This is a genomic window from Chitinophaga sp. XS-30 (assembly GCF_008086345.1).
GTDB lineage: Bacteria > Bacteroidota > Bacteroidia > Chitinophagales > Chitinophagaceae > Chitinophaga.
Genome location: NZ_CP043006.1, coordinates 3876912 through 3891263, shown reverse-complemented (window position 1 = coordinate 3891263; position 14352 = coordinate 3876912). Strand labels below are relative to the sequence as shown.

Sequence of the window (14352 nt, the reverse complement as noted above, 5' to 3'; positions counted from 1 at the left end):
CCTCCTGTAACGGGAGGCCTGGCCTTTTTGTGTTCGTAGTATGTTGATGGCAACCAGCAAAGATCAGGAACCGTATTGCACATCATGAGCCAATATGTTTTCTGGACAGGCAGCCGGTGAGAGACACCTCCGGCATCCGGCAATAATATGCAAACATCCTCCAGCTACTGTACTGGATGGGCATTGACGTACCGGCCTTGTTATACGGTGTAGGCCATGTGACGAAAGTTTGCAATGAAATTGATGCGTTGTAGCAACTCACTCCTTCCCTATTCTGCCCAGATGCGTATCCTTGAAATCTGTTATGAATTTCAGGCCATATCCGAACAACCGGTCCATGCACGAATGCGCAAAAAGAATGATGCCGGCGAACGTCACGATCTCGCTGGCGAACCAGGTTCCTGCAAAATAGACCAGCAGGGCCATAGCCTTGTGGTGAAAGAAATTATAGATATACGCCCCCGTTTTCGGGCCGGCAACATACCCGATCATGCTCACATCGGGCAACAAAAGGCAACCAAAGAACCACCAGAATGACAAGGTGCACTGTTGCTGGAACATCAGCACAGCCAGCAGGAACATCGCCAGTTCTTCCAGTTTTAGCAATTTAGACATAAGCAGCAGAGGATTTGGGAAGCTACAAATGTCAGATTAAAATCCGGCATAAAAAAAATCCCGGTGCAAATGACCGGGATTTTGATGCGTATCAGTATAACATTCGTGTCTTGATCGTATGATTGACTTCCTTCAGTAGGGCAAATGCTTCCTGGGAAAGCTTTGAGTCCACATCCAGCACCACGTAGCCAATCTGGTCGTTGGTTTTCAGGTACTGGCCCAGGATGTTGATGTTCTTGGAAGATAAAGTGCTGTTGATCTCGGACAGCACCCCCGGCACATTCCTGTGAATATGCAGGATGCGATGCGTATTCTCCACTGCCGGCAAACTGAGCGCGGGGATCGTATGGGAACCGAAGCTGGCGCCTTTCTCCAGGTAATTCAGCATTTTCTCGCTCACATCCAGCCCGATGTTATGCTGCGCTTCCTCTGTGCTGCCCCCGATATGCGGGGTCAGGATAACATTGGGGAGGTTCTGCAAAGGCGTGGAGAAAGCGGCCCCGTTCTTTTCGGGTTCTACCGGAAATACGTCTATTGCCGCACCGGAGAGCCTGCCGCTTTGCAGCGCTTCCTTCAGGTCGTCCAGCTCCACCACTTCGCCCCTGGCGTAGTTGATGAAAATAGCACCTTCTTTCACATGTTTGAGCGTTTCCTTGTTGATCATGTTCACCGTGCTCTTGTTGGACGGCACATGAAGCGAAATGATATCTGCCTGTGAAAAAAGGTCCTTTATTGTGCGGATCTGGGTGGCATTGCCGAGGGGCAGCTTGGTCTCCACATCGTAGTAGATCACGTTCATTCCCATCGCCTCTGCCAGCACGCTCACCTGGCTGCCGATATTACCATAACCGACGATTGCCAGTGTTTTGCCGCGCAATTCATAGCTGCCGGTGGCCTCTTTCATCCATACACCCTTGTGGGCGGCAGTATTTTTGTCCGGAATACGGCGGATCAGCATGATCGATAACCCGATCACCAGTTCGGCAACTGAGCGGGTATTGGAATATGGTGCATTGAATACCGCTACCCCCAGTTCGGTGGCCGTTTTCAGGTCTACCTGGTTGGTGCCGATACAAAAACAACCAATGGCCTGCAATTTCTTCGCCGCAGCCAGTACGGCCGGGGTGATCTGTGTTTTCGAGCGGATGCCCAGCAGATGCGCGTCCTTCACTTCTTTAATAAGATCCTGCTCGCTGAGCGCCCCGGTAACTTTACGTGTGTTGGCATAACCGGCATCTTTGAACTCTGCAACAGCGGCATCACTGATGTTTTCCAATAAAAGGATGTTGATCTTCTCTTTCGGATAACTGGTTAATTTCTTCTGGCTCATGATGATCATTAGTTCTTCTGTGACATAAAAGTGACAATAGCACCCATGCTTTTGTCACCAAAAAGTGGCACAAACCTACCAGAGTTTCAGCAATAATCAAACAGCCGGGGCTACATATTAGAGATTGCTTAAAAAAGCCGCCTGCATGTTAACTTTTTTTGAATATTTTCTAGTGGAATCCCATCAATGGGCATGAATATTGCTGAATATCGTGATTTTTAATCTATTATCACGAACACCGAATGAATCGTCTGAAGGCAGTTGTCTGTACCGCGTTTATTATCTCTGCAAGTGCCGTTGTTCATACCGGATGCAACAGCAGTTCCGCCCACCGGAACACTGAAAAAAAGGCACCAAAGCCAGTATCTCCATATACATTGGGATTGAGCGAAGAGGAAGAGAAAGCTATTTCCGGCAGCGCTTATGCTGAACGCGTCCGGCAGGAAGTAGCGGAGATGATGCGCCACCGCTTGTCCCCGCGGACTTTCAGCGGCGCCCTCCTCATTGCGAAAAAAGGCGTGATACTGTATGAAAAATACCAGGGCGAGGAAAATCACGCTACCAAAACTCCGGTGACGGACAGTTCCTCCTTTCAGCTGGCTTCCATTTCCAAGACCTTTACGGGCATGGCGGTGCTTTCCCTCGTGGAAAAGGGCAAACTGGGCCTGGATGATCCCCTGCAAAAATTCTTTCCTGATTTTCCGTATCTCGGCATCACGGTCAGCATGCTCCTCAACCACCGCAGCGGATTGCCCAACTACCTCTACTTTTGCGACAGCCTCATCAAAGACAGGTCCATCTTCCTGACGAATGAAGAAGTCATCCGCCTGATGACGGAACATAAACCACCGGCACAGTATCAGCCGGACAGGCATTTCAATTACTGCAATACCAATTATCTCCTGCTGGCTACCATTATAGAAAAGGCCAGCGGGCAAAAATACGCGGACTATCTGCAGCAAACATTCTTTACACCGCTTGAAATGACCGGCACTTTTGTGATGGACCCTGCCCAGGCGCCCCGCCCGCATCAGACCATCAGCCATCTGTTCAGCTGGAAAGCGGAGCCTGACAATGCATTTGACGGCGTGACAGGAGACAAGGGCATTTACAGCACCGCGCGGGATATGCTGAAGTGGGACCAGGCCATTTATTCCGGCAACCTCTTCAAGCCGGAAACCCTCAAAGCCGCATTCACCCCATACAGCCATGAAAAACCGGGTATCCGCAACTACGGTTTCGGCTGGCGCCTCATGGCTTACCCGGACAGCACGAAGAACATTGTGTACCATAACGGATGGTGGCACGGCAACAATACCGTCTTTTACCGCTTTGTGGAGGACTCCACTACCCTCATCATCCTCGGCAACCGCTATAACCGCGGCATCTACCAGGCCGTGCGGCCGCTCCGCGCCATCCTCGGGCATGGGGACAGCGAAGAAGCCGGAGAGGAATAACGCTGAAAGCCTTGAAACCCATAGATAGATCCATCCAACACAAATAGCCGGGCCTGAACGCCCGGCTATTTACATGACCACCGCCGTCATGTCCGGTTCCGGACATGGTAATTACCAAAATCGGACAATTTTCCGTTACTTCATTTTTACAATGCATTAAAAATGAATGGATTGATTTTCCTGTATTGTTTTTGCGGCATGCCGTCAAAATCAGTTCCGCTATGTTCAGCAATTATCTGAAAACCGCATCCCGAAGCCTCTGGCGCAACAAACGTTATTCCATCATCAATATTACCGGCCTTACGCTGGGTATCGCCGTTTGCCTCGTGATCTTCGTGATCATCCGGTACGAAAAAAGCTTTGATGGTTTTCACGCAAAGAAGGACCGCATTTTCCGGGTGCTAACCGTCAGCAACAAGCCTGGCGGAGACTACTCCTATACAGAAGCAGTGCCTTTCCCCCTGCCAACTGCGCTCCACAATGATTTTCCGGATATGGAAGAGATATCAGGAGTAGCATCTTTCGGGGAAAGGCTTGTTTCGGTAGCTGACAGCAAGGGGAATACTTACAAAAAATTCAAGCCGCGTATATTCTTCCTGGAGCCATCTTTCTTCCGGATATTTGATTTTACCTGGCTTGCAGGCGATAAATCCACAGCCCTGAATGACCCCAATTCCATAGTGCTCAGCCGTTCGGTAGCCGAAAAGTATTTCGGGGACTGGAGAAAGGCCATGGGGAAAACCCTGCGGCTGGACCAGTTGTTTTCCCTTACGGTCACCGGCGTGCTGGATGATCCGCCATCGAATTCGGAGTTCCAGCTGCAGGTGGTCGTACCTTACAGCCATCCAAAGTTCGGACAGTCAAAGGATTGGGTGAGCCTGGACGATATCCATCATTGTTATGTGCTGCTTCGTCCCGGCCAGACCGCGGCACAGATCGACCGGCGGCTCGTATCCTTCTCGAAGAAATACAAAGCGGCCGACAATGAAAGTACGCACAAGCTGCAACCGCTTGCCCGGGTGCATACAGATACCGCCACCAGCAATTTTATGGGGCGGGTAGTATCCGTTGAGCGCATCCGGGCGCTGTGGCTGATCGCGGTATTCATTCTGCTCATTGCCTGTATGAATTTCATCAACCTGTCCACCGCACAGGCGGTGAACAGGGCAAGGGAGATCGGCGTACGCAAGGTACTGGGCAGCAGGCGGTGGCAATTGCAACTGCAGTTCCTGACGGAAACATGCATACTCGTATTTACATCGCTGTTGCTTGCGGTAACCATCGCCTCATTCATCCTCCGGTTCATCGGCCTTGTCATGGAACTTCCGCTGCACCCCCAAATGCTGCTGAATATCCCGGTGTTCCTTTTACTGGCAGCCATTTTGGTGATGGTCACTTTTCTGGCGGGAGGCTATCCTTCCATGGTATTAGCCGGTTTCAATCCGGTCAACGCATTAAAAAGCAAGGTAGCGGCATCCCGCAGCAAGGCAGGTATTTCCCTGCGCCGCGGATTGGTGGTGTTCCAGTTCATCATTGCGCAGGCGCTCATCATCGGCACACTCATCATTCTTCAACAGCTCAATTACTTCAGGAACCAACCCCTGGGCTTTTCTCCCAATGCCATGGTGAACGTCCCGTTCCGCAACGACAGCGCCGGCAACAGCAAGATAGGCTACCTGCGCGACCAGCTGAAGATGATCAAAGGGGTGGAACAGGTGAGCTTCTCCAATTCCACCCCCTCCGAAGCGGGTAGCTGGTGGACCCCGTTCAATTTCGACCATGCGGAAAAACATACCGATTTCGCCGCCATCTCCAAATGGGTAGATGCGGATTTCGTAGATACCTACGGGCTGCAGCTGCTGGCGGGCAGAAGCCTTACCCGGACGGATTCCGTCCGGGAATTCATTGTCAACGAAACGCTCGTGAAGAAACTCGGTCTCGCCAGGCCGGAGGACATCCTTTATAAAGAGATCGATGTCTGGAATGGTTTTGCCAAGGGGCCGGTGGTGGGTGTGGTAAGGGATTTCCATACCGGACCGCTGAAAGATGCCATCGGGCCGGTGTTCATGTGCAATGTCAGGCAGCGGCTGAACTCGGCAGGCGTAAGGCTCTCCGGCAGCGACCTGCAGGCTTCCATAAAGGCGATAGAGAAATTATGGACAGAAAATTTTCCGGAGCAGATATTCGAATACCAGTTCCTGGACGATAAGATCAGCAGCTTTTACAAGGAAGAACAGCAGCTGGCGCAACTCTACAAGATATTTGCAGGTATAGCCATTTTCCTTAGCTGCCTGGGCCTGTACGGGCTGGCATCTTTCATGGCCGTACAGCGTTTGCGGGAAGTGGGTGTACGAAAAGTGCTTGGCGCCACCGCATCCAATATCGTGCTGCTCTTTTCAAAGGAGTTCATGGTGCTCATCGGCATCGCTTTCGTGCTGGCTACTCCCCTGGTATGGTATTTCATGCGGCAATGGCTGCAACATTACGTGTACCGGATCGACATTGGCTGGGGTGTTTTCCTGGCCGGGGGCATCGCATCAATGGCGGTTGCGCTGGTCACGGTCAGCTTTCAGGCGGTAAAAGCGGCCATGACAAATCCCGTAAAAAGCCTGAAAGCGGATTAATTTCCGGTACCGGCTCAAACATGCGGCAGTTGCACCGTGAAAATGGTTCCGGCCACCCCGGTAGCCTGTACCCGCAACTCCCCGCCATGCCATTGCACGATCTTTCTGCAGATCGACAGACCCAGGCCATGCCCGCGCTGGTGTCGACTGTTCCGGCCCCGGTAAAATGGCTCGAATATCCTGTTCAGTTCATCTTCCGGAATGGCTGGGCCGTTATTGCGAATATGTACCAGTATATGCCGGCTGTCGAAATCGATGCTCACCTGCGCGGCGTTGTCTTCGGAAAATTTGCAGGCATTGTCCACCAGGTTGATGAATAATACTTTCAGCAGGCTTTCATTACCTTGACAGATAATGCTGGTATCCTGCTCAGGTTCCCTGACGAACTGAATATCCACTTTACTGCCGGTCTTGCGTTTCAGCCGGATGAAGTCGCCGGCCTCCAGCAGCATTTCATCCACCCGTATCGGGGAGAAGGTAAGCTCACGGCTGTTCATATCCGGTTGCGCCAGTTGCAGCAGGCCGTTCGTTAATTCAGACAGCCCTTCGGCATCTTCCAGTACGGATTGCAGTACTGCTTCGTACTCCTCTCCGCTCCTGCGTTTGGCCAGCGTTACCTGCAGCTGGCTGATAATAGCCGCCAGAGGCGTTCGCAGCTCATGGGACGCATTGCCGACGAAGCTCTTCTGCTGATCGAAAGAATGGCTGAGGCGCTGCAGCATCGTATTGAAGTTTGCGCCCAACTGCGCGATCTCATCTTTCCCTTTTATGGCTACCCGCTCATCCTGCAGATTGCTCGCATTGATCTTGTCCGCCTGCTCCACGAGGCGCTCCACCGGCTCCACCATCTTTCTGGCGAAAAAATAACCGATGACCACCAGCAGCACTACCGCCACCAGCAACTCTATAACAAGAATACGCTGCAGATTGCGGAGATTCTGGAAGCCGTATTTATCAAAAGATGATACGATCACCAGCACGGACATATTATCCTCCGTGTAATACACACCCGCCGTTTCCCCGCTATCATCCCGGCGCACATAACGTTTGCTGGTTTTGATGCGTTCCAGCAGCGCCCGCGGGGCATGGAGCGCGGCATCCTTCATATTGGAATACAAAAGGTTGTAATGGTCGTCATACACCTGTATGGTTTCTTCATACAGGTCCTGAAAGGTGGTCTTGTCCAGTTTCCGCAGCAGCCCTATCTGCACCTCATCATTTTCAATGATCACGGCGCCGATGGACATGGCTCGGTATTCCAGCCGGCCGAGATATTCCTCATGCCGCGTCCGGCCGGAGAAATAGTAGGCCAGCACCGCAAAGGCCACGAGCAGGAAAGCGGCGGACAAAGTATAATAGAGCGCTATTTTATATTTGATCTTCATTCCCCAGACAGGTAATATCCCATACCGGTTTTGGTATGCAGCAGCTTATGGTCAAAATCCTTGTCGATCTTTTTACGGAGGAAATTCATGTACACTTCGATCACATTGGTACCGGTATCGAAATCGATATTCCATACTTTCTCCGCGATAACCGCCTTGGAGATCACCTTGCCGCTGTGCAGGGCGAGCAGTTCCAGCAGTTGATATTCTTTGGCCGTAAGGGGTATCTTTTTTCCGCTGCGCAGCACTTCCTTTCGCTCCCGGTTGATCTCCAGGTCCGCAATCATGATCCTGTAACGGTTGTCAGGGATGGTTTCCGCTCCGGCGCGCTTGAGGAACACCCGGATGCGGGCCAGCAGTTCCCGGAAATCGAAAGGTTTAACGAGGTAATCGTCTGCTCCCAGTTCGAAGGCCCGCATTTTGTCGTCCATACCCACCCGGGCGGTAAGCATGATCACCGGCACCCGTGCATTCCTTTGCCGGATCACTTCACATATCTCGTACCCGGTGTGGCCGGGGAGGTTAAGATCAAGTATCACGAGGTCGTAGTCCCCGGAAGCGGCCAGTTCCTTTCCCCTGCGCCCGTCATACGCCAGCGCTACGGAAAAGCCGTTCTCTTCCAGTCCCATTTTAACGGCATTGGCCACTTTCATTTCGTCTTCAACGATCAATATCCTTTGCACGGATGTAGATTTAGTATTTGATCCCTAATCGGTATGTTTCCGGTTGGGCAGCACATTTTCTCTTGACCAGCTGATGCGCTGCCGGAATGGATAACTTCTCACCGGACATGCTGATAACTGGCAGTGCTGGCAGCTTTCGGGAATGCAGGGGTCTATATGAATGAAAAATTCCACTTCATGCCCCTTCAGCTCGCGGTCTACCAGTTGCTCCAGTTCCTTCATTTCTTCATGCGCCCGGCTGAGTTCCAGGTAATAAGGCATGGTCACATGGCAATCGATATGATAGTCGATCCCATACTGCTGTACCCGCATGTTATGCACATCGATCCAGGCGGGATGGCGGTGCTCGTTCAGTATCCCTATCACCCGGTCCATCACCTGCATGTCCGTTTCATCCATAAGACCGGAAATGGATTGCCGCATCAGCTGATAGCCTTTCCGCAATATCAATATTCCCATGATCACGGACGCGGCCGGATCTATCCAGGTTTTCCCCGTCAGCCGGATCAGCACCAGCGCCACGATCAGGCCGACCGACGTATAGGCATCCGTCAGAATATGCTGGCCGTTGCCGGTGATGGTAATGGACGGCAGTTTCTTTCCGGAACGGACGAGGTAGAGCCCGAGCAGGAAATTGGCCGCGGACGTGGCAACGGTTATCCAGATGCCCTGATCCACTTCCTCCAGCGCGGGCTGGTGAATAAAATACTGTACCGCCTTGAACAGGATGAGGCAACCGGCAATGAATATCATGGCCCCTTCAAAACCGATGGAAAAGAATTCCACTTTGCCGTGGCCGTAAGGGTGGTTGGCATCTTTGGGTTTACCGGAAAGGTAGATGCTGTAGCACGCAAACCCTCCCGCCACTACGTTGATGATGGACTCCAGTGCATCTGAAAGTATGGCTACGGAGTTCGTTACAAAGTAAGCGGTGAACTTGGCGGCGGTAAGCAAAAGGCTGATACCAAGTGAAAGCAGGATGATCCGGAATTCCTTTCTAACCAAAAGCGCGTGATTTTAGACAAAGAAAAAGGAAAGTCACAGAAAAACGGTGATTTTTTTATAACCGGTCAATGCTGTAATTTAGGAATCACTGCTATGCAACTGCGAGAAGAAATACTGAAAGAACATTCCAAAGCCCACTCCCTGTCCATTGCCCGCTGGATAGGCAATAATCCCGCGCGGCTTGATCAGCTGGTGCAGCTTTTTCTTTTTGATGAATACCGGGTGGTGCAGCGTGCCGCGTGGATCATGAGCCTTGTGGCGGAAGCGCATCCTTTATTGTTGAAACCGCATTTGCCGGCTATGGTTGACCGTATGGGCGATGACAATATACCGGTGGCGGTTAAACGAAATGTTGTGCGCGTGCTGCAGCATATGGATATTCCGGAGGACCTTCAGGGACCGGTGATGAACTACTGTTTCCGTTTCCTGGAAGACCCGGCGGAAACGGTGGCCGTGCGGGCTTTCTCCATGACCGTGCTGGCCCGGCTGGCGAAGCAATATCCGGATATTAAACAGGAGATCGTACTGCTGATCGAGGATCAGCTGCGGGAAGGTGCAACGGCGGGGTTTATCAGCCGTGGGAAAAGAACGCTGAAGGAGTTGGGGAAGATCAAGGGGTGATAATTACCGGAGGAGGCGGGAGCTTGGCACGATGAGATGCTGAACGGCGTTGACTACGTCGGTGCCGGATAAGATATTGAGGGGCGTTAATCCCGAAAGCAGCAGGTGACGCGGCGTGTCTCCAATGCAGCATACCTGCATCAAAAAGCCCGGAGCATTCACCCCGGGCTTGTATCCGTAAAATTATACTACGCTTAGTTGCCGCTATTATTATCAGCGGGTTTGTCTGCCGGTTTATCCTGCGTTGCGGGAGCGGCCGGGGGCCTGTTGGCATATTTGATCTCAATGGGCCGGCGTACAGGCGGTGCGCCTGCAGGTGGCTGCGGACGTGGTTCACGTGGCTCACGCGGTTCACGCGGCGCCTGGTCAGCTGCTCCTGCTGCGGCAGGATCTCTTGGCTCTTTAGGCTCTTTCGCGGGTTTCTTCTTGGCCGATTTCGGCGCAAAAATGGCGATCATCCGTTTGCCTTCCATGGTGGGCATCCCTTCCAGGGCGCCTACTTCAGAGAGGCGTTCCGCAAATTTCAGGAGTATCAGCTCACCACGTTCCTTGAACATGATAGCACGGCCCTTGAACTGCACATATGTTTTTACCTTGTTGCCTTCCTTCAGGAATTTCTCGGCATGCTTGGCTTTGAAATCAAAATCGTGATCATCCGTATTCGGTGTAAAACGGATCTCCTTTACCTCGCTCTTGTGAGCGTTGGCTTTCATCTCCTTCTCTTTCTTCTTCTTTTCGTAAAGGAATTTATTATAATCGATGATACGGCATACGGGGGGGGCTGCATTCGGGGATATTTCCACCAGGTCCAGAGCCAGATCTTCCGCCATGCGCAAAGCCTCCTCCGTCCGGTACACTCCTGGCTCCACATTATCGCCAACCAGTCTGACTTCCGGCACGCGGATCATTCTGTTTGTGCGATGCTCCTGTTGCTGTTCTCTTCTGAAATTAGGGTTTCTACCCCGGTTAAAGTTTGGTCTTGGTCCTTGTTGCATTAAAATGATAAATTGTTAAAATAATTTGATGACTTTGCCGCTGATCTGTGTTTTATTCCGGCAATTTCATCTTGCTGGTTAAAATTCTTTATAGAAACAAACGGATCACTCAAAAGGTTTTCGGTTGACCACTTCGTCCTGTACCAGTTTCATGAATTCGTCCGTACTCATGGCGCCAAGGTCTCCCTTCGCTTGCCTGCGTACGGCTACTTTACCGTCTGCTTCCTCTTTTTCTCCGACTACGAGCATATAAGGCACTTTTGCCATTTCCGCCTCGCGGATCTTTTTTCCGATCTTTTCGCTTCTGTCATCAATTTCAGCGCGAATTTCCGCTTTTTTTAGCAATTCTGCCACTTTTTCTGAATATGGCAGGAACTTGTCACTGATTGGCAGGATTTTTACCTGTGTGGGGGTCAGCCACAACGGGAATTTCCCTGCACAATGCTCTATCAATACGGCAATGAATCTTTCCAAAGAGCCGAATGGCGCACGGTGGATCATTACCGGGCGGTGCGGTTTGTTATCGGCCCCGATATATTCCAGCTCGAAACGCTCCGGCAGGTTATAGTCCACCTGGATGGTGCCCAGTTGCCACTTCCGGCCCAGCGCGTCTTTCACCATGAAGTCAAGTTTCGGGCCATAGAAGGCGGCTTCGCCATATTCGATGACCGTACGCAGGCCTTTTTCCGCTGCTGATTCAATAATGGCCTGTTCCGCCAGGTTCCAGTTCTCGTCCGATCCGATATATTTCGTGCGGTCTTCCTGATCCCGCAGCGAAATCTGTGCCGTAAAATCCGTAAAGCTGAGACTGTTGAATACATACAGCACCAGGTCTATCACTTTACAGAATTCTTCCTTCACCTGGTCAGGCCGGCAGAAAAGGTGTGCATCGTCCTGCGTAAAGCCGCGCACACGGGTCAGGCCGTGCAGCTCTCCGTGTTGCTCATAGCGGTACACGGTGCCGAATTCCGCGAAACGCACCGGCAGGTCTTTATACGATTTGGGCGATGTTTTATAGATCTCGCAGTGATGGGGGCAGTTCATGGGCTTGAGCATGAACTCCTCTCCTTCCTCCGGCGTATGGATCGGCTGAAAGCTGTCTTTCCCGTATTTCTCGTAGTGGCCTGAGGTGATATACAGGTTCTTGTTCCCGATGTGCGGGGTGATCACGGGCAGATAGCCACTTTCGAGCTGTGCTTTCTGCAGAAAAGCCTGGAGGCGTTCCCGCAGCATGGCGCCTTTGGGCAGCCAGAGCGGAAGGCCCAGCCCCACTTTCTCGGAAAAGGCGAAAAGTTCCAGTTCCTTGCCCAGTTTACGGTGATCACGTTTTTTCGCTTCCTCGATCAGGGTCAGGTATTCGTCCAGTTCCTTCTGCGAGGGGAAAGTGATACCGTAGATGCGGGTCAGCATCTTGTTGTTCTCGTTCCCCAGCCAGTAAGCCCCGGCAATATTGGTCAGCCTGATTGCCTTAATGAACCCTGTGCTGGGAATATGCGGGCCGCGGCAGAGATCGGTGAAATTGCCCTGGGTGTAGAAGGTAATGCTGCCGTCCTCCAGTTTTTGCAGGAGGTCCAGCTTATACGGGTCCTTCTTGTCCGTGAAATATTGAATGGCATCCGCCTTGGATATCTCCCGGCGAAGGTATGCATTGTTCTGTTTGGCAAGTTCGGCCATCTTCACTTCCAGCTTCCGCAGCTCCTCGTCGGAGATCTGGCGGCCGTCCAGGTCCACATCATAGAAAAACCCGCCGTTCTCCAGCGAGGGGCCGTAGCCGAATTTCACTCCCGGGTACAGTGCTTCGAGCGCTTCTGCCATCAGGTGCGCCGAAGAGTGCCACATGGTAGCCTTGCCGTCAGCATCCGTCCACGTCAATAGCTGCAACGTTCCGTCCGTTGTAATGGGGCGGGAAGCATCTACCACCTGTCCGTTTACTTTTGCCGCCAAAACCTTGCGGGCTAATCCTTCGCTGATGGATTTTGCAATGTCGAGTGCTGATACGCCTTGTTCATACTGCCTGACTGCGCCATCCGGGAATGTAATATTGATCATAAATCCTTTTCTCAAATAAATAGCATGCGAAATTACGAAATCAATCAGTAAATGCCAGCATTCCCTGCCTGCATTAAAAAATAATCCTCAGGAACTTTACAAATTAATAATTAATGGATTGTAATCCCGCCGCAGTGGGGCAAAAAGCTGCCGGTTTCGCCTGCATCCATTATTTTTGCGCCATGCAAACAACGGCAGACAAGATCATTCATTTCAATGACCACCTAGAATTTACCGGCCAACTCCCTCCCGGGATCCGCATCATGAACCCTTTCCGGGAACAGGACGGCGTATCGGCCATCATGCAACAGTTCTACCGCAAATTCTACAGCGATCAGCGCCGCCGGCAGATGATCGTGGGCATCAACCCCGGCAGGTTCGGCGGCGGCGTCACCGGCATCCCGTTCACGGACTCCCAGCGGCTGGCAGACCCCTGCGGCATTGTGATCCCCGGTATCCGGACCTATGAGCCTTCTTCTGTATATGTTTACGATGTTATTGCTGCGTATGGCGGGCCGGAACGATTTTACGGGGATTTTTACATCGCAGCCATGTCTCCCCTCGGTTTTACCGCGCTCAAACCCGGCGGCAAAGAGGTCAACTACAACTATTACGACAGCAAAGCGCTGACCGAAGCCGTCTATGATTTCATGGTATCCAGCCTGCGCAAGCAATTGCAGTTCGGGATCGACCGGAGTGTGGGGTATTGCCTCGGCACCGGTAAAAACGCGGATTTTCTTATCCGGCTGAATGAAAAGGAAAAATTCTTTGACAGGGTCGTGCCGCTGGAACACCCGCGTTTTATCATGCAGTACCGCAATAAAAGAAAGCAGGAATATATCGATAAATACCTGACAGCATTCAGCGACCACCCGGTTGAACGGTAACCGCGAACAGTCAGTACCTTGCTTTCCCAGGGGGGGTATTGATAATGCAAGGCATCTGTTACGCTCCCGCAATGATAACCGCGACCGGATCAGTACCCGCTTCCCCGGAGGGGTTATTGATAATGCAAAGTATCTGTTACGCTCCCGCAATGCAGCATTTCGTCCCCGAAATAAGGATTCAGCACTTCGGTTTTATCGCTCAGCCAGTATGCGCCCCGGTCCCCGAAAGCCATCGGGCAGTGCTGGCGGTACACGGTGCTGCCTTTCAGACCGGTATTGTGCAGGAGGTCATACAACTGATCAGACACCATCTGGAAAGAGGCGCGCCTGGCTTCGAGACCACCTTTTTCCATCAGCATACCATCCAGTTCGGCGGCAATATCACCCGCGCTTCCCCGAATAATGCCCTGGCGGGTGGAATCCACCTCCAGCCCGGCTACCGGCAGGCTGTCCAGATGATATTTCAGCGCCGCAGCGGCCATATCCGCCGCCAGTGTGTCCGCTTTCACCAAAGCGCCGGATAATTGATAATATGCGTTCATCGCCTGCCGGAGGGAATCATAGAATTCACCGGAAAGATCTGCCTGTAAAACAGACGCTCCCTGTTCCCCTTCTGCTGTCGCGGTCTTGTTACCCTGCTGCTGACAAGCGCTGAAAACGGCGCCGGCTGCCAGTATCCATAAACATTGTTTCAAACGCAT

General features: G+C 52.0%; 12 protein-coding genes. 4 read left to right on the top strand and 8 right to left on the bottom strand.

Annotated elements, in window-relative coordinates; translation table 11 throughout:
* Positions 1-258: 258 nt before the first annotated feature.
* Positions 259-615, bottom strand: a complete 357-nt coding sequence (locus FW415_RS15840) for a DUF4260 domain-containing protein (RefSeq protein WP_148386949.1) — start codon at positions 613-615, stop codon at positions 259-261.
* 91 nt (positions 616-706) lie between these two features.
* Complete coding sequence (serA, locus tag FW415_RS15835; RefSeq protein ID WP_148386946.1) at positions 707-1945, bottom strand: phosphoglycerate dehydrogenase; 1239 nt, start codon at positions 1943-1945, stop codon at positions 707-709.
* Positions 1946-2328: 383 nt separating this feature from the next.
* Here serA and FW415_RS15830 point away from each other — a divergent pair, with 383 nt between their 5' ends.
* Positions 2329-3402 carry a serine hydrolase gene (locus FW415_RS15830; protein ID WP_246858765.1) on the top strand — a complete coding sequence of 358 codons (1074 nt, stop codon included), beginning with the start codon at positions 2329-2331 and terminating at the stop codon, positions 3400-3402.
* A 221-nt stretch (positions 3403-3623) separates the two neighbouring features.
* On the top strand, positions 3624-6026 hold the full coding sequence (locus tag FW415_RS15825) for an ABC transporter permease (protein WP_148386939.1): 2403 nt from the start codon (positions 3624-3626) through the stop codon (positions 6024-6026).
* Positions 6027-6040: 14 nt separating this feature from the next.
* On the opposite strand, the gene FW415_RS15820 is transcribed toward FW415_RS15825, so the two are convergent.
* The 3 genes from FW415_RS15820 to FW415_RS15810 are packed head-to-tail and all read right to left on the bottom strand — an operon-like array spanning position 6041 to position 9099.
* Positions 6041-7411 carry a HAMP domain-containing sensor histidine kinase gene (locus FW415_RS15820; protein ID WP_148386935.1) on the bottom strand — a complete coding sequence of 457 codons (1371 nt, stop codon included), beginning with the start codon at positions 7409-7411 and terminating at the stop codon, positions 6041-6043.
* Positions 7408-8094, bottom strand: a complete 687-nt coding sequence (locus FW415_RS15815; RefSeq protein ID WP_246858764.1) for a response regulator transcription factor — start codon at positions 8092-8094, stop codon at positions 7408-7410. Before FW415_RS15815 ends, FW415_RS15820 begins: the two co-directional genes overlap by 4 nt.
* Before the next feature lie 24 nt (positions 8095-8118).
* Entirely contained in the window at positions 8119-9099 is a 981-nt protein-coding gene (locus FW415_RS15810) for a cation diffusion facilitator family transporter (RefSeq protein ID WP_148386931.1), read from the bottom strand.
* Positions 9100-9192: 93 nt separating this feature from the next.
* Between FW415_RS15810 and FW415_RS15805 the strand changes: the two genes are divergently transcribed.
* A complete protein-coding gene (locus FW415_RS15805; protein ID WP_148386928.1) occupies positions 9193-9720 on the top strand; it encodes a hypothetical protein in 528 nt (175 codons plus the stop codon).
* A gap of 194 nt (positions 9721-9914) precedes the next feature.
* On the opposite strand, the gene infC is transcribed toward FW415_RS15805, so the two are convergent.
* On the bottom strand, positions 9915-10715 hold the full coding sequence (infC, locus tag FW415_RS15800) for a translation initiation factor IF-3 (RefSeq protein WP_148386924.1): 801 nt from the start codon (positions 10713-10715) through the stop codon (positions 9915-9917).
* 105 nt (positions 10716-10820) lie between these two features.
* Positions 10821-12764, bottom strand: coding sequence for a threonine--tRNA ligase (gene thrS / locus FW415_RS15795; protein ID WP_148386920.1), 1944 nt, complete (start codon positions 12762-12764; stop codon positions 10821-10823).
* A 113-nt stretch (positions 12765-12877) separates the two neighbouring features.
* Here thrS and FW415_RS15790 point away from each other — a divergent pair, with 113 nt between their 5' ends.
* Positions 12878-13651 carry a uracil-DNA glycosylase family protein gene (locus FW415_RS15790; protein WP_246858762.1) on the top strand — a complete coding sequence of 258 codons (774 nt, stop codon included), beginning with the start codon at positions 12878-12880 and terminating at the stop codon, positions 13649-13651.
* A gap of 113 nt (positions 13652-13764) precedes the next feature.
* On the opposite strand, the gene FW415_RS15785 is transcribed toward FW415_RS15790, so the two are convergent.
* Positions 13765-14352 (bottom strand): DUF3347 domain-containing protein, encoded by a 588-nt coding sequence (locus tag FW415_RS15785; protein WP_148386915.1) that lies wholly within the window; start codon positions 14350-14352, stop codon positions 13765-13767.

Excerpts from the sequence above, each read along its gene's own strand:
- FW415_RS15840 (WP_148386949.1), bottom strand. The coding sequence starts at position 615 with ATGTCTAAATTGCTAAAACTGGAAGAACTGGCGATGTTCCTGCTGGCT.
- serA (WP_148386946.1), bottom strand. The coding sequence starts at position 1,945 with ATGAGCCAGAAGAAATTAACCAGTTATCCGAAAGAGAAGATCAACATC.
- FW415_RS15825 (WP_148386939.1), top strand. The coding sequence starts at position 3,624 with ATGTTCAGCAATTATCTGAAAACCGCATCCCGAAGCCTCTGGCGCAAC.
- FW415_RS15820 (WP_148386935.1), bottom strand. The coding sequence starts at position 7,411 with ATGAAGATCAAATATAAAATAGCGCTCTATTATACTTTGTCCGCCGCT.
- FW415_RS15805 (WP_148386928.1), top strand. The coding sequence starts at position 9,193 with ATGCAACTGCGAGAAGAAATACTGAAAGAACATTCCAAAGCCCACTCC.
- infC (WP_148386924.1), bottom strand. The coding sequence starts at position 10,715 with ATGCAACAAGGACCAAGACCAAACTTTAACCGGGGTAGAAACCCTAAT.
- thrS (WP_148386920.1), bottom strand. The coding sequence starts at position 12,764 with ATGATCAATATTACATTCCCGGATGGCGCAGTCAGGCAGTATGAACAA.
- FW415_RS15790 (WP_246858762.1), top strand. The coding sequence starts at position 12,878 with ATGGATTGTAATCCCGCCGCAGTGGGGCAAAAAGCTGCCGGTTTCGCC.
- FW415_RS15785 (WP_148386915.1), bottom strand. The coding sequence starts at position 14,352 with ATGCGTTTGAAACAATGTTTATGGATACTGGCAGCCGGCGCCGTTTTC.